At 68.7% G+C, this 24639-nt stretch carries 18 protein-coding genes; 8 read left to right on the top strand and 10 right to left on the bottom strand.

Annotation, left to right across the window (positions count from 1 at the left end):
- Positions 1–2: 2 nt before the first annotated feature.
- From AC07VX_RS09165 to AC07VX_RS09155, 3 genes are all read right to left on the bottom strand, one after another.
- Complete coding sequence (locus tag AC07VX_RS09165) at positions 3–527, bottom strand: c-type cytochrome (RefSeq protein WP_493164396.1); 525 nt, start codon at positions 525–527, stop codon at positions 3–5.
- A gap of 92 nt (positions 528–619) precedes the next feature.
- On the bottom strand, positions 620–1174 hold the full coding sequence (locus AC07VX_RS09160) for a PEP-CTERM sorting domain-containing protein (RefSeq protein WP_493164395.1): 555 nt from the start codon (positions 1172–1174) through the stop codon (positions 620–622).
- Positions 1171–4764, bottom strand: coding sequence for an alpha-1,6-glucosidase domain-containing protein (locus AC07VX_RS09155; protein WP_493164394.1), 3594 nt, complete (start codon positions 4762–4764; stop codon positions 1171–1173). Before AC07VX_RS09155 ends, AC07VX_RS09160 begins: the two co-directional genes overlap by 4 nt.
- A 273-nt stretch (positions 4765–5037) precedes the next feature.
- Here AC07VX_RS09155 and AC07VX_RS09150 point away from each other — a divergent pair, with 273 nt between their 5' ends.
- Positions 5038–6252: a tetratricopeptide repeat protein gene (locus AC07VX_RS09150; protein ID WP_493164393.1), complete on the top strand. Its 1215-nt coding sequence runs from the start codon at positions 5038–5040 to the stop codon at positions 6250–6252.
- Here the strand turns inward: AC07VX_RS09150 and AC07VX_RS09145 are convergent.
- Positions 6249–6575 carry a YkgJ family cysteine cluster protein gene (locus tag AC07VX_RS09145; RefSeq protein WP_493164392.1) on the bottom strand — a complete coding sequence of 109 codons (327 nt, stop codon included), beginning with the start codon at positions 6573–6575 and terminating at the stop codon, positions 6249–6251. The genes AC07VX_RS09150 and AC07VX_RS09145 overlap by 4 nt on opposite strands.
- A gap of 62 nt (positions 6576–6637) precedes the next feature.
- On the opposite strand from AC07VX_RS09145, the gene AC07VX_RS09140 reads away from it, so the two are divergent.
- Positions 6638–7309 (top strand): cupredoxin domain-containing protein, encoded by a 672-nt coding sequence (locus tag AC07VX_RS09140; RefSeq protein WP_493164391.1) that lies wholly within the window; start codon positions 6638–6640, stop codon positions 7307–7309.
- A 5-nt stretch (positions 7310–7314) separates the two neighbouring features.
- On the opposite strand, the gene queF is transcribed toward AC07VX_RS09140, so the two are convergent.
- Positions 7315–7755, bottom strand: coding sequence for a preQ(1) synthase (gene queF, locus AC07VX_RS09135; protein WP_310265053.1), 441 nt, complete (start codon positions 7753–7755; stop codon positions 7315–7317).
- Between the two features lie 162 nt (positions 7756–7917).
- Here queF and smc point away from each other — a divergent pair, with 162 nt between their 5' ends.
- The 3 genes from smc to paeA are packed head-to-tail and all read left to right on the top strand — an operon-like array spanning position 7918 to position 13780.
- Positions 7918–11433: a chromosome segregation protein SMC gene (smc, locus tag AC07VX_RS09130; protein WP_493164390.1), complete on the top strand. Its 3516-nt coding sequence runs from the start codon at positions 7918–7920 to the stop codon at positions 11431–11433.
- Positions 11430–12479 carry a cell division protein ZipA C-terminal FtsZ-binding domain-containing protein gene (locus AC07VX_RS09125; RefSeq protein WP_493164389.1) on the top strand — a complete coding sequence of 350 codons (1050 nt, stop codon included), beginning with the start codon at positions 11430–11432 and terminating at the stop codon, positions 12477–12479. The genes smc and AC07VX_RS09125 overlap by 4 nt, the downstream gene beginning before the upstream one ends.
- Positions 12479–13780 (top strand): polyamine export protein PaeA, encoded by a 1302-nt coding sequence (gene paeA, locus AC07VX_RS09120; protein WP_493164388.1) that lies wholly within the window; start codon positions 12479–12481, stop codon positions 13778–13780. The genes AC07VX_RS09125 and paeA overlap by 1 nt, the downstream gene beginning before the upstream one ends.
- Here paeA and AC07VX_RS09115 read toward each other — a convergent pair.
- Positions 13770–15632 (bottom strand): carbohydrate-binding module family 20 domain-containing protein, encoded by a 1863-nt coding sequence (locus AC07VX_RS09115; RefSeq protein ID WP_493164387.1) that lies wholly within the window; start codon positions 15630–15632, stop codon positions 13770–13772. The genes paeA and AC07VX_RS09115 overlap by 11 nt on opposite strands.
- A 350-nt stretch (positions 15633–15982) precedes the next feature.
- Between AC07VX_RS09115 and AC07VX_RS09110 the strand changes: the two genes are divergently transcribed.
- The gene (locus AC07VX_RS09110) at positions 15983–16675 is read left to right on the top strand and encodes a Crp/Fnr family transcriptional regulator (protein WP_493164386.1); all 693 of its coding nucleotides are present in this window, start codon (positions 15983–15985) and stop codon (positions 16673–16675) included.
- A gap of 39 nt (positions 16676–16714) precedes the next feature.
- On the opposite strand, the gene AC07VX_RS09105 is transcribed toward AC07VX_RS09110, so the two are convergent.
- Both AC07VX_RS09105 and AC07VX_RS09100 read right to left on the bottom strand, forming a co-directional pair.
- Complete coding sequence (locus AC07VX_RS09105) at positions 16715–17032, bottom strand: c-type cytochrome (protein WP_493164385.1); 318 nt, start codon at positions 17030–17032, stop codon at positions 16715–16717.
- Positions 17033–17106: 74 nt separating this feature from the next.
- The gene (locus AC07VX_RS09100; RefSeq protein WP_493164384.1) at positions 17107–18846 is read right to left on the bottom strand and encodes a cytochrome D1 domain-containing protein; all 1740 of its coding nucleotides are present in this window, start codon (positions 18844–18846) and stop codon (positions 17107–17109) included.
- Between the two features lie 194 nt (positions 18847–19040).
- On the opposite strand from AC07VX_RS09100, the gene AC07VX_RS09095 reads away from it, so the two are divergent.
- A complete protein-coding gene (locus AC07VX_RS09095; RefSeq protein WP_493164383.1) occupies positions 19041–20984 on the top strand; it encodes a TonB-dependent receptor plug domain-containing protein in 1944 nt (647 codons plus the stop codon).
- A gap of 1 nt (position 20985) precedes the next feature.
- Here the strand turns inward: AC07VX_RS09095 and AC07VX_RS09090 are convergent, their stop codons facing one another.
- On the bottom strand, positions 20986–21504 hold the full coding sequence (locus tag AC07VX_RS09090; protein ID WP_493164382.1) for a hemerythrin domain-containing protein: 519 nt from the start codon (positions 21502–21504) through the stop codon (positions 20986–20988).
- 40 nt (positions 21505–21544) lie between these two features.
- Here AC07VX_RS09090 and ligA point away from each other — a divergent pair, with 40 nt between their 5' ends.
- Positions 21545–23581 carry an NAD-dependent DNA ligase LigA gene (gene ligA, locus AC07VX_RS09085; protein ID WP_493164381.1) on the top strand — a complete coding sequence of 679 codons (2037 nt, stop codon included), beginning with the start codon at positions 21545–21547 and terminating at the stop codon, positions 23579–23581.
- Between the two features lie 59 nt (positions 23582–23640).
- Here ligA and AC07VX_RS09080 read toward each other — a convergent pair whose 3' ends face one another.
- Positions 23641–24339 carry a hypothetical protein gene (locus tag AC07VX_RS09080; protein WP_493164380.1) on the bottom strand — a complete coding sequence of 233 codons (699 nt, stop codon included), beginning with the start codon at positions 24337–24339 and terminating at the stop codon, positions 23641–23643.
- Between the last annotated feature and the right edge of the window lie 300 nt (positions 24340–24639).

The raw sequence follows: 24639 nt of genomic DNA, 5'->3' as shown, positions 1-24639 counted from the left end.
GCCTATCGGGGGCGGCCCGGCCCCTGCGTGCCCTCGGCGCGTGCCGACAGGTAGGCGTAGAGATCGATGATGTGGGCGGTCACGGCCGGGTCGCCCTGCCAGGCCGGCATCGTCAGCGCGCCCTCCTTGCCCTGCACGATCTTCTCGACCAAGCCGTCCTGCATGGCGGTCCCGGGGCTGGATTCCGCAGCCGCGAGGATCCAGTCGTAGCGCCTGAGAACGAGGCCGACGAACTGGTGGGCGCCCATCTCGCGGATCCGGGGCAGCAGATCGGGGCCGTTGGCCGTGCCCGTCGCGGAGGCGCCGTGGCAGGTGGCGCATTTCTGCTGGAACACGCGCCAGCCGATCGCCGGTTCGCCGACCGGCAGCGCGTCGCGCGCCAGTTGCCGGGCCGGCTGGGTGTTCTGCACCTCCACGGCGCAGCCCACCGCTGCCAGGGCCAGGGCGCCACCAGCCACCAGCCATGGCAGCCGACCGGTCAGGCCCGCCTTGATGCGGCGCTGTGCCGCGTTGGTTCCTGCGTTCATGAAGCCGTCCTCGCTGTCGATCGTCGATGCGACGACTGTAGGAGCTGTGGCGCGCCTTGGCTTGCGCTAGCGCAAGCGCGGAGGCCGGCGGCTCAGGGGCGGTTGCGCCGGGCGCCGAGCAGACCCAGGCCCAGCAGCGCGAGCCACGCGCTGGCCGGCTCGGGCACGGCACTGACGTCGAACATGAGGCTGCCGCTGAGCCAACGGCCTTCTGCGACGTTGAGCGCAAAGTCCTTGTAGCCCTCGCTGAACTCGATGCGCAGCAGCCCGTCGGCGCCGGCCGCTACGCCCAGGCCCGCCAGGCTCAATGAGCCTGTGTAGCTGCCGGCGCCACTGAAGCCGTCGAAGGCGTCGGGCGAGAGGGTGATCCGGTCCAGGCCGCTGGAACTGCCGAAGCTGAACTGCATCTCGGACAGGCCGCTGGGTGCGAAGGCATCGAGGGCGACCTGCCAATCCAGCGAGTTCAGCACGGCGTTGGCGCCGATGTTGACGAGCCAGACCGTGTTGCCGCTCTCGCCCGCCAGGTTGATGCTTTGTGCACCGCTGACGTCGACGACGATGGGGGTGGCCTGGGCGGCGATGCCGGCCAGGGCAAGGGCGGCGGCTGCCGCCAGGCGTCGGATGGGCTGCATGGCGAGGGTCTTCATGGCGTGCTCGGGCGGACGAAGACCACGGCGGTGCGAGCCGGCAAGCTGAAGCTGCCGGTGGCGCTGTTGAAGCTGGCCTGCGCGGCCCGCTTGTCGGCGGCGGTGGCGGCGGTGTGCACGGGGTGCAGCATCAGCGCGTGGCCGGCCAGGGCGGGCAGGGTCAGCTGTTTGTCGATCTTGTCGACGTTGATCAGGTAGACGAGCTCGTCGAAGCTGGCGCCGGCGTAACCTGTGCCGTCCACGCGGCCAACCAGCACGGTGGCTTCCTGGCCGGAGCCGGTGTTCAGGAAGGACAGGCGCGCCTTGATGTCGTCGGCCGTGCGCAGGCGCAGCAGCGTAGTGCTCTTGCGGATGCGCAGCAGGTCGCGGAAGGCGTCGCGCGTCCAGGCGATGTCGGCCGCGGTCGGCCTGACCAGTGGGTTGGCGAGCAGCGGGCGCGCGTAGCCCCAGTTGTCGGCGTTGTCGCGCGAGGGCGGCAGGCCGACGCCGAAGTTGTTGTCGGCATAGCTCCAGTCGAGCTTGTTGAACCAGTCGCCGCTGTCGTAGCTGTTTCTGTCGAGCGACTTGCTGCGCAGCGTGTCCACGCCGGCGTGGAAATAGGCCACCCCCTGGCTGAAGGCGTTGATGGCGCTGGCCAGGATCTGCACGCGGGCGCGGTCCTCGTGGGGGGTGTTGGCGGGCAGGCGGAAGGCGTTGTTGTCGAACAGGGTCAGGTTGTCGTGGTTCTCCACGTAGTTGACGACCTCGCCCGGCTCCAGCACCCAGCCGGCCGGAATGCCGCCGACGTCGATCTGGTCCAAGCGCAGCGTGGCGTCCCAGCTCGTCTGCATCTGGAAGCTGCGGATGGAGCCCGCCAGCGACGCCTTGATGCGGTCGGCCTGCCACATCAGCTCCCCGCGGCTCTGGCCGCTGGCGCTGGCGTTGCCGTCGTAGAAGAAGCCGTTGACAAAGCCCTGGTTAGCAACGACGGCGCTGCCGGAATCGCAGCAGCCACCGCCGCGCACGGCATCGCGGATGATGGGGTTGAAGCTGCCGATGCCGGAGCCGTTCAGGCTCAGCATCTCGGCCTGCACGAAGCGCGCACCGTTGGCGACCTCGCCGAAGTTCCAGCCCTCGCCGACGATCTGCACCTTGCGGCCGGCAGCTGCTTCGACACGGGCCTTCAGCGCCTCGATGACCGCCCTTGGGTGGTGTCCCATGATGTCGAAGCGCAGCGAGCTGATGCGGTAGTCGCGCACCCAGGTGACGGCCGAGTCGATCATCAGCTTGGCCATCATCAGGTTCTCGGCCGCCGTGTTCTCGCAGCAGGTCGAACGCTCGATGCCGCCGACCGCGTTCAAGCGGTAGTAGTAGCCGGGCACGACCTTGTCGAGCACGGAGTTGGCGTTCTGGCCGGAGGCGGTGGTGTGGTTGAACACCACGTCCATTCCCACGCGCAGGCCGGCGGCGTTGAGTGCCTGCACCATGCGGCGGAACTCGAGGACGCGGGCCATCGGGTCGTTGGCATTGCTGGAGTAGCTGCCTTCGGGCGTGCTGAACTGCAGCGGGTCGTAGCCCCAGTTGAAGCAGTCGGTGCCGGCCGTGGCGGCAACCGTGGCCTGCTGGGATTCGCTGTCCGGCGCGCCGCTGGGCGACGGCGTCACGCAGCCCTTCTCGTTGACGCTGGCGATGTCGAACACCGGCAGCAGGTGCACGTCCGTCAGACCGGCAGCGGCCAGCGCGGCGAGGTGCTTCATGCCATTGGACTGGCCTTCGGTGAAGGCCAGGTATTTGCCGCGCTTGGGCGCGGGGACGGTCGCGTCGTTGATGGAGAAGTCGCGGACGTGCAGCTCGTAGATGCTGAGGTCCGACGGCGCGATCACGGAGGCGGGCGGGGCGCTCTGGTCCCAACCGTTGGGCTTGGTCGCCTGTGCCTGCAGGTCCATGACGACGCTCTGCTGGCTGCCTAGCGTCAGGCCGAGGGAATAGGGGTCGGTGACGAGGTTTTTTACCAGGCCCGTGCCCTTGACGAACACCTGCACCTGGTAGCGGTAGGTGGCGCCCTGCAGGTGACCCTGCTTGGCGAGGCTCCACACGCCGGTGGCGGCGTCGCGCGCCATCGGCTCGGTCGTCGTGCGGCTCAGGCCCGAGTTGCCCAGGGACTGCGTCAGCACCAGGGACACGTTCTGCGCCGTGGGGGCCCAGAGCTTGAAGCTGGTGTTGCCGTTGCTGGCGACGGCGCCGAGGTCGGGCACGTTGTTGGCAGCGGCATAGAGGTCGTCCAGCGCGCCGGCGATCTGCGCGGTGGTGGCGTTCTGCACGCGGCCGGCGACATCTTCCTGCACGAGCACGAGCTGCTGCTGGTGCAGCGAGGGCAGCCGGGCGGTGTCGGCGGCGCGCACGCTGAAGACGGTGCCGCTGGCGACGTACTTGAAGCGCAGTGCATCGGCGGAGGGCACGCTGCCGGTGAAGGCATCGAGCGTGATGAAGCCGTCGGCGCCCTGCACGGGGGCGTCCAGGCCGACGCTGATCTGGCCGCTGGCCGAGTAGTACAGGCGCACCGGGCTGCTGGTGGCGATGCGCGGCCACTTCACGAGGCTCCTGTTCAGCCAGACGGCGCGAGCGTCGGTGCTGGAGACCGCGCGCAGGTCAGGCGGGGCGGTGTAGACCGTCGCGTCACGCTCCACCAGCCAGATCTGGCCGACCTGATTCTGGATGCTCAGCGCGGCGTACTCGACGCGGATGTTGTCGTTGCGGCCGTCCTTGTCGTTCTCGTTGGGCCGCATGCCGTGGATGATGAATTCGAGGCCCTTGCGGTTCACGTCGCCTTGCGGGTTCAGCACGGGGATATCGAACACCACCTCGCCGTCACCCGCGGCATGGCCGGGCATGGCACTCAGCGGCACCGGCTGACCCCAGTTCTCGATGGTGACTCCGGCGGGCAGGGCGGGCGCGTTCAGGCCGCTGCCGTTCCACAGGTGCAGGCCCCAGGCGCTGTAGCCGCCGTCGAAGCGCTTGTAGTGCACACGCAGGGTCTTGATGTCGGGCACCGGCAGCAGCAGCGGGTTGCCCGCATAGTTGGTGCTGTCACCCTGCAGGCGCCAGATCTCGTTGGCGCCGGACTGCAGCACGTAGCTCTGATCGGCGCCGCCGTTGTCCTTGTTGTCGCCGTTGTGGAAGAGGAAGCCGACCGTGCCGCTGCCCGCGGCGAGCGGCACGTCGTAGTAGACGCCGAAATCGTCGCTGCCCGAGGCATTGAAGCCGCCGTTCCAGTTCGGGCTCTGGGCGGCGTTCCAGGAGTGGATCTGCCAGCCGGTGTAGTCGCCGGCGGAGCGGCGGTAGTGCACGCGCAGCGAGGTGGCCGGCGCGGCAGGCGTGGCGACGGCGGCGATCTTGGCTCGGAGCACCTGCCCCGCCGTGGGCACGCCGGCCAGCAGCTCGACGCCGTTGTCGTCGACGGCGGCTGTGCCCACGCCGCTCATCGGCGCCTGCTGCGCGCCTTCAGCGCCGCTGCCGCCGCCGCAGCCCACCAGCAGGCCGCTCATGCCGAGGGCCAGCACCCCCAGCCACCGACGCGCCTGCAGCGCGATACCGTCTGCCCATGCCTTCATGTCCGAGTACTCCTTGGAATTGCGCGGATGCTATTGAAGTAAAACTACATTCGGAAGTTGGTGGAATCCCGGCCTCGAGCAGGCACTTATCGTGAGCAAATCCGCGAAAAGTCGCAAACTGCCATCACTATCAGCGCCAATTTGTAGTTTTGCTTCCCCATCTTTGGCGCTTGAAATCCGTCGAATCAACGGACGCTTCGACCCCGCAAAAGCGTGCGGGATGACTCAAGACAGGAGGGCAGGGCAGGACTAAGCTTGTGTCAGGAGGCTGACATGAAAAAGATCCGCGCCCTGGTCGCCGTACTCGTGCTTGCCGGTGTTGGCGCCGGGTTGGCAGGCTGTGCCGTGGAGCCCAAGGAGGCGCCCGGCACCGACGTCTTCGTCGACACGGCATTCCGGCCGCCCAGCGTCCCTATCGATGCCCAGGGGGCCCTGGCGATGAGCCCGGCGATGAAGCGCTTCGCCGAAACGGAGATGGCCAACGAGATCAGGCTCAAGGGCCTGCGCGACGGTCTGATCGACGCGCTCTACACGAGGGGGCGGCTGCAGCTGGACTACGACGCCGAGACCACCCGCACCGCCGCCGAGGCCTTCGATGCCAAGCGCGGCAACTGCATGTCGCTCGTGCTGATGACGGCAGCCTTCTCCCGCCACCTTGGCATGCCCGTGCGCTTCAACAGCGTCTATCTCGAAGAGAGCTGGACGCGCGCCAACGGCATCTTCTTCGTCGCCGGTCACGTCAACATCAGCCTCGCCCGGCCCATCTCCATGCAGTCGCGCGTCGTCTTCGGCGACCCCGAGCTGCTGACCATCGACTTCCTGCCTCCGAGCCAGGTGCGCAACCACCGCAGCCGCGTTGTCGACGAGTCCACCATCCTGGCCATGTTCCTCAACAACAAGGCCGCGGAGGCCTTGACCGTGGGCCAGGTGGACGACGCCTACTGGTGGGCGCGCGAGGCCATCCACACGGACGCGCGCTGGCTGTCGGCCTACAACACGTTGGCCGTGCTCTACCGCCGCAAGGGCCTGTACGACCGCGCCGAGTCCACGCTGCGCCTGGTACTGCAGCGCGAGCCGCTGAACACGCAGGCCATGTCCAACCTCATCCTCGTGTTGAGCGACACCGGCCGGCGCGAGGAGGCCCAGGTCTACGCGAACCAGCTGGCGCAGATCCAACCCGTGCCGCCCTACAAGTTTTTCGACGAGGGCGTGGCGGCGATGCGGGCCGGCGAGTTCGCGGCGGCGCGCCAGCTCTTCCGCAAGGAGGTGGCGCGTGCCGCGTACGTGCCCGAGTTCCACTTCTGGCTCGGCCTGGCCAATTACGGGCTGGGCGACGTGTCCGGCGCTCGCGGCGAGATCGCCAAGGCGCTGGAGAACAGTTCGACAGTCAAGGACCGTGAGCTCTATGGCGCCAAGCTGGCCTGGCTCAACGAACTGCGCGAGCAGCAGCGCCAGCGCATTCCGCTGCGCGGGGCCGCGGGGTCCTAGAGCGGCGGGAGTCCGTGCCGCGCCCGCGCCCGGGCGCAGGCCTCGTCGCCGATGCCCATCGGCGCGCGCTCGCCAAATTCGCGGCAGGGGGACGGGCGCCACTCATGGATCCCGCAACTCGCCTTGACGCCCACCTGGCCTGTGAATGCGGCGCAGCGTGGTTGCGCATGGTCGGTGCCGCGCATGCGCACGAGACGGCCGGTCAGCTCCACCGCCAGGCCGTCGGGCACGCTACCGCCCTGGCTCTCCAGTTCGCTGCAGTCGAAGTCGACGCGGAAACTCGCGCAGCAGGCGCCGCAGCTCAGGCAGGGGTTCGCACTCATCTTGTCAGTGTAGGCAGCGGTGAGACACTGGCCCGACTCCACTCCAGAGCCACGCCGACACCATGCGCGCCTTCCTGATCTCCGCTTTGCTGACGGCGGTTTGCGCTGCCCAGGCTGCCGACCTGACCGTCACCGTGTTCGACCGCAACGGCAAGCCGCTGGCCGATGCCGTCGTGCTGGTCGACAGCGCCGTGCAGGGCGCGCGCCCTGCACCCGTGCTGGAAGCGACGGTGGCTCAGGAGAAGCTGCGCTTTGTTCCCGCCGTCACCGTCGTCGGCCTCGGGGCCAAGGTCAGCTTCAGCAATCTCGACAGCTGGGACCACCACGTCATCCTCGGGCTGATGGGCGCGGGCGGCGTCTACGTCGACCCGGGCCAGAACACCCAGTTCCGCCTCGCCGGCCGCGTCGGCACCAAGCCGCCGGCCAGCGACAGCAAGGTGCTGGGCCAGCCCGGCGCCTATCTGCTGGGCTGCCACATCCACGGCTCCATGCGGGGGCACATCTACGTGGCCGACACGCCCTGGGCCAAGCTCGGTGGCGAGGACGGCAAGGCGGTGCTGCAAGGCCTGCCCGAGGGCCCGGCCCGCGTGCGCATCTGGCATGCCGACCAGCTCGTCGAAGCCGCTCCGACGGCCGTGCAGATCGCCGCCGGCGGCAGTGCGGTGTCGATCACGACGCAGATCTCGCCGGCGCGCCGGAAGCGGCCGGCGGGTGATCCCTATTTCGGCGGCTGAGTTCCTCAGCCCAGCATGCCCGATTCGAAGCCGTGCGCCGGCAGGTCCACCCGCGGCGCGGGCGTCCAGCCCGGCTTGCGGTGCTCGGCGACGACGTTGGTGTAGATGCCGCCGCGGACATACCACTTGGCCGTGATGCGGATGAAGCGCGGGTCGGTGACCTTGACGATGTCGTCCAGGATCTTGTTGGTGACCTTCTCGTGGAAGGCACCCTCGTTGCGGTAGCTCCAGAAGTACATCTTCAGGCTCTTGAGCTCCACGCAGAGCTCGTCCGCGATCATGTCGATCGTGAAGTGCGCGAAGTCGGGCTGGCCGGTCAGCGGGCAGTGGCAGGTGAACTCGGGCACCTGGAACTGGATGACGTAGTCGCGCTCGGGGTTGGGGTTCGGAAAGACCAGGATGTCCTTGCTGGGCTTGCTCGGCGGGTTCGGGGGCACCTCGCGCATCTTGGGCTTGCTGTTCTTCTTGGCGGGGGCGGCGGCGGACTTCTTGGTAGCCATGGTGCGTGGGTCTTTCTGAGAGGGGGCGAATGCTATCATCCAGCCCCGTCGAAGCGCCCTTGAAAGGCGCTTTTCTTTAGCCAAATCAAGGGCTTACGTCCGAGCTACATGCGGCTGAACTCGATCAAGCTGGCCGGCTTCAAATCCTTCGCTGAACCCACGACCTTCCAGTTGCCCGGGCAACTCGTCGGCGTCGTCGGCCCCAACGGCTGCGGCAAGTCCAACATCATGGACGCGGTGCGCTGGGTGCTGGGCGAGAGCAAGGCCAGCGAGCTGCGTGGCGAGTCCATGCAGGACGTCATCTTCAACGGCAGCGGCAACCGCAAGCCGGCGGGGCGCTCCAGCGTGGAGCTGGTTTTCGACAACCAATCCGCCCGCGCCGGCGGCCCGTGGAACCAGTTCACCGAAATCGCCGTTAAGCGAGTGCTGACGCGCGACGGCACCAGCTCCTACTTCATCAACAACCAGCCGGTGCGCCGACGCGACGTGCAGGACGTCTTCCTTGGCACCGGCCTAGGCCCGCGGGCCTACGCCATCATCGGCCAGGGCACCATCTCGCGCATCATCGAGAGCAAGCCCGAGGAGCTGCGCTTGTTCCTCGAGGAAGCCGCCGGCGTTTCCAAGTACAAGGAACGCCGCCGCGAGACCGAGAACCGGCTCAAGGACACGCGCGAGAACCTGACCCGCGTCGACGACATCCTGCGCGAGCTCAACAGCAACCTCGAGAAGCTGGAGCGCCAGGCCGAGGTGGCGGCCAGCTACCGCAGCCTGCAGGACAGCGGCACGCTGAAGCTGCACCAGCTGTGGTTCCTGAAACTGCGCGACGCCGGCAACGAGGCCACGCGCGTGAAGGCGGCGCATGCCGAGGCGCTGAACGCGCTGGAGTCGCGCACCGCCGAGCTGCGTGCCGTCGAGGCCGAGCTGGAGGAGGTGCGCCAGCAGCACTACGCCGCGGGCGACGAGCTGCACGCCTCGCAGGGCCGTTTTGCCGAGGCCCAGCTGGAAGTGAGCCGGCTGGAAGAGCGCATCCGCTTCGTCGTCGAGAGCCGCAACCGCGCCCAGCAACGCCTGGCCGAGCTGCATGCCCAGGACATGCAGTGGCGCGAGCGCATCGAGCAGGCCAAGGCCGAGCTGGAAGGCATTGCCGAGCAGATCGCCGGTGCCGACGAGCAGAGCGAAATCCTCGCCGCCCAGGCCGAGGAGCAGCAGGCCCAGCTGCCACAGAGCGAGGACGCGGTGCGCGCCGCCCAGGCCCGTGCCAACGAGCAGCGCGCCCTGGTGGCCCAGGTGCAGCAGCAGATCCAGGTGCTGGCCGCCGAGAGCCGCAGCGTGGACGAGCAGGCGAGGGCGCTGCGCCAGCGCGAGGACAAGCTGACGGCCGAGTCCCGTGCGCTGGGCGCGCCCGACCACGAGGCGCTCGAAGCCCTGCGCGCACGCAGCGCCTCGGCCGACGAGGCCCGCGACCTGGCGGATGCGCGGCTACAGGAGCTCGCCGAGCAGCTGCCCCAGCTCGAAGAACAACGCCGCGCGCTGCAGCAGGACGCCAATGCCCAACTCGCGAAGCAGTCCGACCTGACAGCCCGCCTGGAGGCGCTGAAGGCCCTGCAGGAAAAAGTGCAGACCGAGGGCAAGGTCAAGCCCTGGCTGGCAAAGCATGGGCTGGACGGCCTGCAAGGCCTGTGGACCCGGCTGCACATCCAGCAGGGTTGGGAGAACGCGCTGGAAGCCGCGCTGCGCGAGCGCATGGGCGCTCTCAGCGTGGGGCGGCTGGACACCGTGCGCGCCTTCGAACTCGACGCGCCGCCGTCCCGTCTGGCCTTCTACTCGACGCCTGGCGGAGCTATCGCCAACACCCACGAGACGCTGCCCACGCTGACCTCGCTGTTGAAGCTGGACGATGCCGGCCTCGTCGCGCTGCTGAACGACTGGCTGGAAGGCATCTACACGGCGCCCAACCTTGACGAGGCGCTGGCCGCGCGCAGCAAGCTCACGCATGGCGAGCTGATCCTGACGCCCCAGGGCCATGCCGTCGGCCAGTTCTCCGTCACCTTCTACGCACCCGACTCCGAGCAGGCCGGCCTGCTGGCCCGTGCTCAGGAGATCGAGCAGCTGACGACGGCTCAGCGCGCGCAGAACCTGATCGCCGACGAGGCCCGCCTGTCGCTGGGCCGCATCGAGCACCAGTTCAACGATGCCAACGGCCGCCTGACCGCCCTGCGCCGCGAAGCCAGCGAGGCGCAGACGCGGGCCCACCAGATCCACGTCGAGCTGCTGCGCCTGACGCAGCAGGCCGAAGCCAGCCAGCAGCGCCGCAGCGCGCTGGACGCCGAGCTGGCCGAGATCGCCGAACAGCAAGAATCTCTTCAGGAACGCCGCGCGGTTGGCGAGGCTCGCTTCGAAGAGCTGGACATCCAGCTCGGCGACGCGCAGCAGCGCCACGCCGAACTAGAAGACGGCACCATCGCCGCCGAGCGCAAGCTGAGCGATGCCCGCGAGCAGTTGCGCACGCTGGAACGCCGCTCGCAGGAAGCCCGCTTCGCCACCCAGACCCTGGCTGCACGCCGCGGCGAGCTGCAGCGCGGCGTCGAGACGGCCGACGCGCAGATCGCCACCGTGTCCGCCTCGGCCGCCAGCCTGCAGACCGAGCTCGACGGCTTCAACGACGCCGCCGCCCAGGCCGGCCTGCAGGATGCGCTGGCCCTCAAGCTCGAACGCGAACAGGCCTTGGCCGCCGTGCGCGCCAGCTACGACGACCTATCTCTGCGCCTGCGCAAGGCCGACGAGCAGCGCATGACGTTCGAGCGCAGCCTGGACCCGCTGCGCGAGGTCATCACCAAGCTGCAGCTCGAAGAGCAGGCCGCCCAGCTCGGCGGCGCGCAGTACCGCGAGCAGCTCGAAGCCGCCGAGGTCGACCTCGAAGCCTTGGCGAAGTCCATCGAGGAAGGCGCCGTCAAGCTCTACGGCTTGCAGGGCGAGATCGACCGCATCAACCGCGAGATCGCCGCGCTGGGCGCCGTCAACCTGGCCGCGCTCGACGAACTGACCGCCGCCCGCGAGCGCAAGACCTTCCTTGATTCGCAGTGCACCGACCTGAACGCGGCCATCAAGACGCTGGAGGATGCGATCCACAAGATCGACCTGGAAACCCGCGACCTGCTGGGCTCGACCTTCAACCAGGTCAACGAACACTTCGGCCGCATGTTCCCCGAGCTGTTCGGCGGCGGCCAGGCCAGGCTGGTGATGACGGGCGACGAGATCCTGGACGCCGGCGTGCAGGTGCTGGCCCAGCCGCCGGGCAAGAAGAACAGCACCATCCATCTGCTCTCCGGCGGCGAGAAGGCCCTGACGGCCATCGCCCTCGTCTTCGCCATCTTCCAGCTCAACCCCGCACCCTTCTGCCTGCTGGACGAGGTGGATGCGCCGCTGGACGACGCCAACACCGAGCGCTATGCGCGCCTCGTCACCAAGATGAGCGCCGGCACGCAATTCCTCTTCATCTCGCACAACAAGATTGCGATGGAAATGGCTGAACAACTGATCGGCGTGACGATGCAGGAGCAGGGCGTGTCCCGCATCGTCGCCGTCGACATGGACAAGGCCCTCGCGATGGCCGAAACAGCATGAGCCTGACCCTCACCCAACTCCTGGCCATGGCCGGCGGCATCGTGCTGGCCGGCGTGGTGGCCCATGGCGCCTGGGCGGCGCGCAAGGCCGGCCCCAAGCGTGCCGCGCCGCCGCTGGAGGAGCCGCATTTCGACGCCCCGCCAGTCGTGGGCGAGCGCGCCGAGCCCACCGTCGATCCGCTGGAAGTCACCCTGCCTGCCGTGACCCGCCCGCTGCGCCGGCCGTCGGCCCGCATCGATGCGCTGATCGACGCCATCGCCACCATTACCGTCGAGGCCCCCGTCTCCGGCGAGCTCGCCCTGCAGCATCAGCCCGGCAGCCGCCGCGCCGGCACCAAGCCGCTGCAGATCGAAGGCCTGAACGCCGCGACCGGCGACTGGGAGCTGCCCGCGCCGGGCCAGCGCTACAGCGAGTTCCAGGCCGGCCTGAAGATGGCCAACCGCAGCGGCCCGCTCAACGAGATCGAGTACTCCGAGTTCGTGCAGAAGATCCAGGCCTTTGCCGACGGCGTCGGCGGCTTCGTGCAGTTCCCGGACATGCTGGACGTCGTCGCCCGCGCCCGCGAGCTGGACCAGTTCGCCGCCAGCCACGACGCCCAGCTTGCGCTGCTGCTGCGCGCCAAGGCGGCGGCCTGGACGCCGGGCTTCGTGCAGCAGTCCGCCGGACGCCATGGCTTCGTCGCAGGTGCGTTGCCGGGTCGTCTGGTGCTGCCGTCGGACGAAGAGGGTGCGCCACCCGTGCTGACGCTGCAGTTCGATGCGCAGGCGGCGCTGGCCGAAGACCCTGAGGCGCTGTCGCTGCGCGAGCTGACGCTGGCGCTGGACGTGCCGCAGACGCCGGCCGAGGCCGAGCCCTTTGCCGCCTGGCAGGAGGCCGCGCGAGCGCTGGCCCGCGACCTAGAGGCCGAGGTCTGCGATGACCGCGGCCAGGTGCTGGGCCTGCATGCCTTCGCGGCCATCGACGTGGAGTTGAAGAAGCTTTACCAGGCGCTGGCCGAGCGTGATCTCGCCGCCGGCTCGCCCGCGGCACGAAGGCTGTTTTCCTGATGGCCACCTCGCTGCTGCTGATCAGCCTGCTGATCCTCGGCAGCGCCTTCTTCTCGATGGCCGAGCTGTCGCTGGCGGCCTCGCGGCGGCTCAACCTGCAGCAGCGCGCCGATGCGGGCGATGCCCGTGCGGCCAAGGTGCTGGCGGTGCAGGAGCACCCGGGCGACTACTTCACCGTCGTGCAGATCGGCGTCAACACGGTCGCCATCCTGGCCGGCATCGTCGGCGAGGGCGCGTTCACGCCGCATTTCGAGGCCGCGCTGCGGCTGGTGATGGCGCCCGAGCTGGCGGCCACGCTGGGCTTCGCGGCCTCCTTCATCAGCATCACCTCGCTCTTCATCGTGCTGGCCGACCTGGTGCCCAAGCGCCTGTCCATGAACGAGCCGGAGCGCGTCGCGATGACGCTGGTGGGCCCCATGCTGCTGCTGTGCCGGCTGCTGCGGCCACTGGCCTGGCTGTTCAGCGGCATCACGGAGGGCTTGATCCGCCTGCTGGGCCTGCCTGCCCAGCGCGACGAGACCATCAGCTACCGCGACATCCTGGCGCTGACCGAGGCGGGCTACCAGGCCGGCGTCGTTGCCGACGAGGAGCAGCAGGTCATCGAGAACGTGTTCGAGCTGGACACACGCACCGTCGAGACGGTGATGACCAACCGCGAGCGCATCGTCTTCTTCTCTCGCGACGATGACGACGCGCTGATCCGCAACCGCATCGCCGACGCGCCGCACTCCACCTACCTGATCTGCGATGGCGACGTGGACCAGGTCGTCGGCTACGTCGACGCGACCGACCTGTTCCAGCGCGTGCTGCGCGAGGAAAGCCTGGCGCTTCAGGGTGATGCCGGCGTGCTCGTCAAGAAGGTGCTCATCGTGCCGGACCGGCTGACGCTGTCCGAGATGCTGACCCAGTTTCGTGAGGCGCACGAGGACTTCGCCGTCGTCGTCAACGAGTACAGCCGCGTCGTCGGCGTCGTCACGCTGAACGACGTGATGAGCACCGTGATGGGCGCGCTGGTGGCGCCGCACGACGAGGAGCAGATCGTGCGCCGCGAGGACGGCAGCTTCCTGGCCGACGGCATCACGCCCATCCCCGACGTCGAGCGCTCGCTGGGCATCGAGGGCTGGCCGCATGCCGGCACCTACGACACGCTGGCCGGCTTCCTGATGGTGATGCTGCGCCGCATCCCGCGGCGCACGGATGTCGTCGAGTGGGAAGGCTGGCGCTTCGAGGTCGTGGACGTGGACAGCCACCGCGTGGACCAAGTGATGATCACCGCGGCGGCGCCGGCCGTCAGAACTTGAAGTTGCCGTCGGCGCGCGACTGAGCGCCGCTCGCGCAGCTCGTGAATTCGCGGTTGCCGCTGCCGGTGGCCTGGTTGCTCTCCCACACCGCCGTTGAGCCATCCCACTTCACGTACTTGTACTGGATGGCCGTGCCCGCGGCCAAGCTGACGGTGCCGCTCCACGGCACGTTGGCGCCCGAGCCCTGGATGGTCAGCGCGAAGCCCGAGCCCGGCGCCCAGGCCCCGAGACCGGTCACGTTGCCGACTACGCGCAGGTTCTGCCCGAACGCCGTGTTGGCATTGGCGATGGTGAAGGTCACCGCGCAGCTGCCGCCGCCGCTCGCCGTCTTCTGGCCTGTGTAGATCGCCACGGCAGGGTTGCTGCCGCTGTTGTTGGCCGGGACCGTGAAGCTGGCGTTGCCGTTGGCGTCCACCGTCACCGCGTCGGCCGTGCAGCCTGTGCCGGTGGCGTTCCTGGTGCCGTTGATGACGTTGCAGTAGGTGCCGGCGGGCAGGCCGGTGGCGAAGCTGCGCGTCCAGGCGCTGGCGCTGTTGTTCAGCGCCACGAAGCCCACGCTGCCGCGGCTGAATGCGACCTGGTTGCCGTTGTCTCCGACGACCCAGTTCTGCTGCGCCTGGCCCAGACTGGCGTTGCGGAAGGCCACCATGTTGGCCAGCGGTGTCCAGCGGTGGGCGAAGTCCCAGACCACGTTGATCTGCGGCGTGCCGCCGCTGTAGGGGCTGGCGCCGGGGCGATCGGCGCCGGTGTCGGTGAACTTGTAGCCCGAGTAGAGCTGGGCCTCGCCGTAGCCCTGGGCCAACATGAAGACATGGGCCAGCGTGTAGCGCTGGCCGGCCGCGTCTGCCCCGCCGTTGTTGTTGATGTTCAACGAGCCGCCGTTGCGCTCGGTGTCCCAGTTGGTGATGAAGACGGTGGCGTTCTGCGGCTGGATGAAGCCCCAGCTGCCGCCCCAATTGCCCCAGGTGCCCATCACGCCGGGGATGCTGGCGAGGTTCAGGCCGTTGTTGTTGCGAAAGACATCGCGCATGGCCGACGTGAACTGGAACTCGTTGAGCGTGCCGACCGGGAAGTAGCTGGGCCGATCGACTTCGCCGTCGTTGATGATTTCCTGCGTCACCCAGATCGGCTCGCCCTGCAGCGTCGTGGGGTAGGCCGCCTTCACGGCGTTCATGATGGACGTCCAGCCCGCAGCCGGCATGTGCTTGGCGGCGTCGATGCGGAAGCCGTCCACGCCCATGGCCAGCAGGGCCTTCAGGTAGTTGGCGATCTGGCCCTGCACATAGCTGCTCTCGGTGGCCAGGTCGGGCAGGCCGCCCAGGCGGCAGTTCTGCACGTTGCTGCGGCCGGCCGGCGAGTTGTAGTCGGCGTCGGCGATGTTGCAGTTGGCGTGGAAGTCGTTGGCGCTGAAGTAGGGGTAGGCCAGCGTCGCGGCGTTCCAGGTCGAGCCGTCGGTGGCGGTGCCGCTGCCGTCGGCCATCTGGTTGACGACAATGTCGGCATACACGCGCACGCCGGCCGTGTGGCAGCTGTTGATCATGGCCTGCAGCTGGGCGGGTGTGCCCATGCGGCTGGTCAGGTTGACGTAGTTGACCGGTTGGTAGACACCCCACCAGCCGTTGGCGTTCTTGCTCGCCCCCGGCGGCGAGATCTGCACGCCGCCGAAGCCTTTGGGCCCCAGCCACTGTGTGCATTCGGTGGCGATGTCTGGCCAGGCCCACTCGAACATCTGGACCGAGGTCGAGTTCGGGTTCAGCGCCAGCGCGGGGGGCGCGAGGGCGGCCAGGGTGACGGCGCTGGAAGCCAGCGTCAGGGCGTAGATGAGCCGGCGGCTCGGTGGCAGCTTGTGCATGGTCTGTGTCTCCGGTGGTTGACGCCACCCTCGTCGCGGGGCGGCTGTGCCGGCCAATCGACTGCATGCCCTGGCCGCCCTTCCCGGGTTGGGAAAGTGACGTGACTCTAGACAGTTGCCAATCTGCAATCCGTAGGAAAACTACTAGTTTGCGTGAATCAACCCTGGAAAGTTGCCAGACTACCCGGGTTGACGGATTTCTCCAGGTGTTGATAGGGCTTGAATGATTTGTAGCTTTGCAACTATCTTCCGGAACTTTCATGCAGTTCGGACCGGACTCGTCCCCGCTTGATCCGTGTCAAGAGGCCTGCCGCCATCGCCCTTCAGCATGCGGATCTCGACGCACCGCCATGCTTGCCCCGTTCAACATCCCTCATTTCCTGCGCACCCAGCCGCTGTTCGCCGATGTCGACGAAGCCGCGCTGCAGCGTCTGGCCGCAGCCTGCCGCCTGATGCACGTGATGCGCGGCCAGCAGGTGCTGTGGGCGGGGCAGACGTGCGACGCCTTCTTCATCGCGGCGCGCGGCCAGGTGCGGCTCTACATGACGGCGCCCAATGGCAACGAGAAGGTCATCGAGCTCGTCGGCCCGGGTCAGAGCTTTGCCGAGGCCCTGGTCTTCCTGGAGCGGCCTTGCCCCATCAATGCCCAAGCCCTCAGCGATGCCGTGCTGCTGCAGGTGCCGCGCCAGGCCCTGCTGGCCGAACTGGAACTCGACGCCGGCTTCGCGCTGCGGATGCTGTCGGGCATGTCGCGCCGGCTGCATGGCCTGGTGCAGGACGTGCAGGCCGGCTCGCTGCAGTCGGGCCTGCAACGGGTCGTCGGCTATCTGCTGCGCGACGTGGCGCCCGACCAGCCCGGCCCGGCCATCGTCAGCCTGCCTGCGGCCAAGGCCACGGTGGCGTCGCTGCTGTCGCTGACGCCGGAGTACTTCTCGCGCGTGCTGCACGAACTGGAAGCCGCCGGCCTGGTGCAGATCGACAAGCGCGACATCCGCCTGCCCGAGCCGGCGGCCCTGGCCCGCCACGCGGCGAGCCAGCGCTGAACGCCCCACCCGGCGAGGCCGGGCGGAGCATGCCTCACCTCACTGGGTGAGCACCCAGTCCAGGGCTGTCTTCAGATCCGCATCGCTGATCTTGTCCGGCCCGCTGGGCGGCATGGGGATGGGGCCCCACACGCCTTTGCCGCCCTTGCGGACCTTGTCGGCCAACTGCACCGCCGCATCCTTCTGGCCGCGGTACTTGGCCGCGATGTCCTTGAATGCGGGGCCCACGAGCTTCTTGTCCGGCGCATGGCAGGCCACGCAGCCGGCCTTGCTCATGGCTTCGTCGGCGGGGCCGGCCAGTGCCGACCCGGCGGCTGCGGCGGCCAACAGGCCGGCGAGCAGAAATGTGATTCGCATGTTGCGTCCTCCTGGTTGTCCTGTTCGAGACCAGGCGCAGTGGGGCTCATGCCTCACCGCGCCGGTCGCCAGCATCAGTAGATGTCGTGCTGGGTGTTGTTGACGTTGAAATGACCGGTCGGCGTGATCAGGCGCGGATCCTTGATGACGGCCTTGAGCTTGAGCGTCTTGTCGTCCACCACTACGAGCGCAGACTGCTTGTCCTTGGCCGACCAGACCGAGAACCAGACCTCGTCGCCTGCCTTGTTGAACTCCGGCTGGACGACGCGCTTGGCGCCGTCGTCGGTCAAGCCGGCCCACTGCGCGATCGGCAGCACCTTGTAGCCCTTGTCCAGCGCCTTCACATCGAACACGGCCACCGATTGCGCGACGGCCGAGTCGGGGTTGAGCGGCGTGTCGACGTAGAGATGCTGGCTCTTCGGGTGGCTCTTCAGGAACAGCGCGCCGCCGCCCTGACCCTTCAGCGTGGCCACGACCTTGAAGGCCTGGGCCGGGTGCTTGACGGGGTCGGTGCCAATCAGCGAGATGGTCTCGTCACCCAGGTGGCAGGTGGCCCAGACGGGGCCGAACTGCGGGTGCACGAAGTTGGCGCCTCGGCCCGGGTGGGGGATCTTGCCCACGTCGATCAGCTTGGCCAGCTTGCCTTCCTTCAGGTCCACCGCGGCGATCTTGTTGCTCTGGTTGGCGGCCACCATGAAGTAGCGGTGGGTGGAGTCGAGTCCGCCGTCGTGGAGGAAGCGGGCCGTACCGATGGTGGTGACCTTCAGTGCGTCGACGTTGCTGTAGTCCACCAGCAGGGTCTGACCCGTTTCCTTCACATTGACGACGAACTCGGGCTTGTAGTGGCTGGACACGATGGAGGCCACGCGCGGCTCGGGGTGGTACTCCTGCTTGTCCACGGTGTTGCCGCGCGTCGAGACGATCTTCAGCGGCTCCAGCGTGTCGCCCTTCATGATGGTGTACTGCGGCGGCCAGTAGCTGCCGGCGATGGCCAGCTTGTCTTCGAAGCCCTTGAACTTGCTCGTGTCCACCGAGCGCGCTTCCAGGCCGACACGCACCTCGGCCACGTTGTCGGGCTTGGCCATCCACAGGTCGATCATGTTGATCTTGGCGTCGCGCCCGATCACATAGAGGTAGCGCCCCGAGGCCGAGGTGCGCGAGATGTGTACCGCGTATCCGGTCTTGACGATATTGATGATCTGCTTGGTATCGCCGTCGATCAGCGCCACCTCGCCGCTGTCTCGCAGCGTCGTGCTGAAGATGTTGGCGATGTTGTAGTTGTTCTCCTTCTTCTTCGGCCGCGCCTCGGGCGGCACGATGACCTTCCAGGTGGCCTTCATGTCGGCCATGGAGAACTCGGGCGGTGTCGGCGGCTCGTGCTGGATGTAGCGGGCCATGATGTCGACTTCCTGCTCGCTCATCTCGCCGCTGGTCTGCCAGTTGGGCATGCCCGCGGGGCTGCCGTAGGCGATAAACACCTTGAGGTAGTCGGTGCCCTTGCCAATCGTGATGTCGGGCGTCAGCGGCTTGCCGGTGGCGCCCTTGCGCAGCACGCCGTGGCAGCCGGCGCAGCGCTCGAAGTAGATGCGGCGGGCCACGTCAAACTCGGCCTGCGTCATGGCCGGCGCCTTGGGGTTGCGGCTCTCCACCATCGGCACGGTCGCCAGTGGCGACGGGCCCGAGTGGTACTTCACGTCGGCGGGCAGCACATCCTTCTTGGCGGCGTCGGCGGGGGCCTGGGCGAGGGCGGCGAGAGGCCAGGCGAACAGCAGGCTGGCGGCCAGCGCGGCAACGCGGGGGAGGGCGGTTCTCATCAGTGCTCCTTTCAGTGGTCGATGCCGACATGCTCGAAGCGCTGCGTGAAGCCTTCCTTGAACGGGGTCAAGTTTTGGGCCGAAATGATCGAGTCTTGATGTTGATCAATATCGATGCAGGAAGCCGGCGAGCGACGGGCCGGGCTTGAACTCGGTCAAGGCGGCTCCCGCGCGGCGTTGCGACGCTGGCGGCCATGAACACCACCCGCCTTCCTTCCCTGCCGCCCCGGCTAACTGCGCTCGCCGCCGCCGGCCTGCTGCTGAGCGGCGCGACCCATGCCGCCGATGCGACCGACACGCTGCCACGCATCGTCGTCAGCGCCACCCGCCATGCCGTGCCGCTGGCCGATGCGCCCGCAGCCATCACCGTCGTCGACGCCGAGACGGTGGCCGAGCGCGGCACCGACAACCTGCTGCAGGCCCTGCGCGTGGAGCCCGGCGTCACCGCCTTCGGCCGGCCCACCGGCGGGCGCAAATCGCTGTCGCTGCGCGGCATGGACCCTCGCCACGTGCTGGTGCTGGTGGACGGCCAGCGCATCTCGGCCAGCGACGGCCTGGTCGGTTCCTCGGACTTCCAGCTCGACTGGACCGGTGCGGTGGACATTGCCCGCATCGAGGTCGTGCGCGGGCCGATGTCGGTGCTCTACGGCGCCGAGGCGCTGGGCGGCGTCATCAACGTCATCACCGAGCCGCTGAACGGTGCGTTGCAGGCTCGTGCCTTCGTCGAGGGCCGCAGCGGGCAGGGCGGCGGCGACGGCCACCGCCTGGCCGCGGCCCTGCGTGGCGGCTTCGGGCCGGCGCTGGACTTCGGCATCGCACTGAGCGACGCCCGCCGCGAATCCACACCCACCGCGGCTGACCCGCGCATCAGCGCCGTCGAGGGCCGCCAGCCGCGCGAGGCGGCGCTCAAGCTGAACTGGCACGCTGCGCCGGGCCAGACAGTGGAGTTCGACAGCCGCCACACCGACGAGCAGCGCTGGCTGGACGCCCGCGAGCGCTCCGGCCAGAAGCGCTACCACCAGAGCCTGCACCACCTCGTGCGCGACCACCACGCCCTGCAGTGGGACGGCGACTGGGGCGAGGGCCGGCAGACGCTGCTGCGCGCCTACGAGAACCGGCTGGCCGTGAGCAATATCAAGACCAACGGCGTGGCCTCGCTGCGCCCCAACACGCTGACCGACCGCGTGCTCGAAGGCCAGGCCAGCCTGCCCGCCGGCAGCGCCCAGCTACTCACCACCGGCTTTGAGCTGCGCGACGAGCAACTGGCCAACGCTGGCCTGCCCGGTGGCCATGCCAGCGCCACGCATGCCGGCCTCTACCTGCAGGACGAGGCCCGCCTCACCCCCACGCTCAGCCTCACGGCCGGCGCCCGCGCCGATCACGCCAGCCGCTTCGGCACGGAGGTCAGCCCGCGTGTCTATGCCGTGTGGAAGCCGGCGGCCGGCTGGGTCGTCAAGGGCGGCCTGGGCCACGGCTTCAAGGCGCCGACGCTCAAGCAGATCAACCCCGACTACCGGGAAGACGAGGGGCCCAACACCTACGTCGGCCAGGCCGGCCTCAAGCCCGAGACCAACGACAACCTTGAGGCCACGCTGGCCTGGGACACCGCATCTGCCGGCGCGTCGCTGACGGCCTACCGCAACCGCATCCGCCACCTCATCGTGCCCGTGCTGCTCAGCGGCACGCCGGCCAGCGGCATCTACCAGTTCCGCAACATCGACGCTGCCGTGCTGCAAGGCCTGGAAGCCGCCGCCGGCTGCCGCTTCGGTGGCTGGACGCTGCAGGTCCAGGCCGGCTTGCTCAGCGCCCACGACGACCATGGCGTCTGGCTGGAAAAACGCGCCCGCCACAGCTGGGGCCTGCGTGCCGACTGGGCCCAGGGCCCCTGGCGCGCCGGTGGCGACGTGACCACGCAGAGCGGCCTGCGCCTGGCCTCCACGGTCGCCGGCCAGCCGCCGCAGGCAGTGCCCACGCTGACGATGGTCAACCTGCACGCCAGCCTGGCGCTGGGCCATGGTCTGACGCTGCGGGCAGGCGTGGACAACGCGACGAATCTGCGCCTGGCAGCCAAGTCCGCGCTGTTCGCTTACGAGGAGCTGCCGCGCAGCCTGCGCGTGGGGCTGGAAGGGCGGTGGTGATTCAGCCGCGGCGGCGCGCAGCCATCTCGGCGCCCATGACGGCGAGAGCGGCTGTGTCGGCAGCCTGCGCCGCCACCGGGAAGGCCTGGCCTTCCTCCGCCGCCATGTGGCTGGCGTAGAGATCGGCGTAGGCCTGGCAGGCGGCGGCCTCAAGCCCGGCGCCTTGCCCGTCGGCCAGCGCCTGCAGTGCGGTGCGCAGCGCCGCCCATTGGCAGCCCATCTCGGCATGATCGGTCGCCAGCCGGTCCGCCAGCTCGGCAAAGCCCGCGGCGCGCAGCCGGGGCAATACGTGACGCTCCTCATCCTCGTGATGCTTAGGCCCGGCCAGGTCGAAATAGCGCAGCACATCGCGCGCCGCGTCGCGCGCCTGAGCGTCGGCACCGTGCGTGGCGGCGTGGGCCTGCAGGCGCAGCAGCAGGTCCAGGCTGCGCTGCACGCGCTCGTGGCACGCGAGCAGCATCTCGAAGGGCTGGTCGAAGCCCACGGCCGGGCCGGCGTGGAGCAGGGGAGAGGTAGCCATGCTGCCGATTCTCGTCGCCGCGGCCCGCGACAATGCGGGCATGACTGCTGATCCTGCACTGCGTGCCGCCGAATTGCGCGCCCAGCTCAACCATCACGCCCATCTCTACTACGTGCTCGACGCGCCCGATCTGCCGGATGCCGAGTACGACAAGCTCTTCGCCGAGCTGCAGGCCATCGAGGCTGCCCATCCCGAGCTGTTGACGCCTGATTCACCCACCCAGCGCGTCATCGGCGCCGTGCTGGCCGGGCTGACGCCGGTGCGCCATATCGTGCCCATGCTGTCGATCACGACGGAGACCGACACCACCGAGGGCGGCGCCATCGCCTTCGATGCCCGAGTGCGCCGCGAGCTGGCGCTGACCGAGGCCGACCCGCCGGTGGAGTACGCCGCCGAGCTGAAGTTCGACGGCCTGGCGATGAACCTGCGCTACGAGAACGGCGTGCTGGTGCAGGCTGCCACGCGCGGCGACGGCGAGACGGGCGAGGACGTCACGCAGAACGTGCGCACCATCGGCCAGATCCCGTTGCGGCTCATCGGCAGCAACCCTCCCGCGGTGCTGGAGGTGCGCGGCGAGGTCTACATGCGCCGCGACGATTTCGAGAAGCTCAACGAGCGCCAGCGCGAGCGTGGCGACAAGACCTTCGTCAACCCGCGCAACACGGCGGCCGGCGCCATCCGCCAGCTCGACCCAGCGCTGGTGCGCCAGCGGCCACTGTGCTTCTACGCCTACGGGCTGGGCGAAGTGCAGGGCTGGGATCTGCCCGCGACGCATGCCGGCCTGCTGGATGCGCTCGCAGTGCTGGGCCTGCCCGTCAACGGCGACCGTGCCGTGGTGCAGGGGCCGGCCGGCCTCGTGCAGTTCCACCAGGCCATGGCCGCCAAGCGCGACGCGCTGCCCTTCGACATCGACGGTGTCGTCTACAAGGTCAACTCGCGCGAGCTGCAGGCGCGGCTGGGCTTCAAGACCCGCGAGCCGCGCTGGGCCGTGGCGCACAAATACCCGGCGCAGGAGCAGGTGACGACGCTGCTGGCCATCGACGTGCAGGTGGGGCGTACCGGCAAGCTGACGCCGGTGGCGCGGCTGGAGCCGGTATTCGTCGGCGGCACGACCGTCAGCAACGCCACGCTGCACAACCTGTTCGAGATGCGCCGCAAGGGCGTTCGCGTGGGCGACAAGGTCATCGTCCGCCGCGCGGGCGACGTGATTCCCGAGGTGGTGGGCCGCGTGCCGGGTGAGCGGCCGAGCTACGTGCCCAACTTCCGCCTGCCGCGCGAATGCCCGGTCTGCGGCACCGAGACCGCCCGCGAGCGCGGCGGCATGGACTACCGCTGCACCGGCGGCGTGTTCTGCCCGGCCCAGCGCAAGCAGGCGATGCTGCACTTCGCCGGCCGTCGCGCGATGGACATCGAGGGTCTGGGCGACAAGCTCGTCGAGCAGCTCGTCGATGCGGGCATCGTGACCAGCTTGCCCGGTCTCTACAAGCTCGGCGTGGCCAAGCTCGCGGCGCTGGATCGCATGGCGGAGAAGAGTGCGCAGAACATCGTCGACGCGCTGGAGAAGAGCAAGACGCCGACGCTGGCCCGCTTCCTGTTTTCACTGGGTATCCGCCAGGTCGGCGAGACGACGGCCAAGGACCTGGCCCGCCACTTCGGCACGCTGGACAAGCTGATGGCCGCCAGCGTGGAGCAGTTGCTGGAGGTGCCGGACGTGGGCCCCATCGTGGCGGCCAGCATCCACACCTTCTTCGCGCAGCCGCACAACGTGGAGGTCGTCGAGCAGCTGCTGGCGGCCGGCGTGCAGCCTAAGGAAAGCGCCGGCGAAGCCGACGACCGGCCGCGCCCGCTGCTGGGCAAGACGCTGGTGCTGACCGGCACGCTGCCCACGCTGTCCCGGGACGAGGCCCAGGCCTTGATCGAGGAAGCGGGCGGCAAGGTCAGCGGCTCGGTGTCCAAGAAGACCAGCTACGTGATCGCCGGCGAGGAGGCCGGCAGCAAGCTGGAGAAGGCGAGGGCGCTGGGGGTGGAGGTACGGGACGAGGAGGGCCTCAGGGCCCTGCTCGCGAGCGGCGGCTGATCGGCTCGCTGCTCAGCCCTGCTCGCACGCCCGAACAGCGCGCAACTCAACCGCTGTCTTCACGTCCGCCGCCAGGCCATGCGCCGGCCGCCGGCCGCCGCCAGCATCGCCAGCCCTGCCAAGACGAGGGTTGCCGGTTCCGGCAGAGCGTTCGAAGGCTGCTGCTGCACCCGTTCCCGCACCGTGAAACTGCTGTAGCCATGGGTGGAGCCGGTCGAGGGGCTGGGCACGCTCACCGACACCTGGTCGAAGTTATCGACCATGTTCGTGCAGGAGGTGCCCGTGAGCATCGAGCCGGGGCTGCGGCCGTTGTTGAGGACGAAAGAGCCCTGGCCTGCCAGTTGGCCGCCCGTGCAGATCGAATTCAGGCCGAGGCTGTCGAGGCTCAGGTAGATCGCGCCCAGGTTGCTGAGCATGAGGGTGGCGCCGGCATCGCCCGAGCCGAAGCTCACGCCACCGGACGTGAACTGCCAGGCCAGCGGGTCCAGGAACATGAATCCCGTGCCCAGGGCGGTCGCGGTCTCAAACTCGAAAACGACGTGGTTGCTGGTGGTGAGACCGGTGCCCGTCACAGACGTGAAGTTGTTGCCGACATAGGTGTAGACGAAGGACGCCGACGCTGCCATCGGGGCGAGCGACAGGCTCGCCGCAAGCCCAAGGGGAGCCAGCCAGCGGCAGGTGGCCCGGATCGGCTTCACGGCGCTACGCCACTGCGGCGCCGTGGAGGCGGAGGGGCTGATGGCGGCGTCTGGACGCATGGGAGTCTCCTTTGGTCGGATTGAGCCGCCTGACGACACCCGGTTGACGGCGTCTGGCACGGCCGGTCCGAAACAAGCAATTTCTGAGCCTCACATAAAGACATGCCGTGCCCGCCCATGAGGCAACGGCCCGACGCGCTGTCCGCAGATGCTCGGCTGTAAAGAAGCTCGACGTTGCAGCGAAGTTCCGCAGGCGTGGGGTTCGAAAGCCCCTCGCCCGGCACTGCAGCGCGGATATGACGCTGTTGGCGCAGCGCTGGCCGGCGCTCCGGCTGTGGTGCGACTGCGATTCGCCTCGCT

The sequence above is a fragment of the Roseateles sp. GW821-FHT03B02 genome (assembly GCF_059421025.1).
This window is presented reverse-complemented; position numbering and strand designations above follow the sequence as displayed.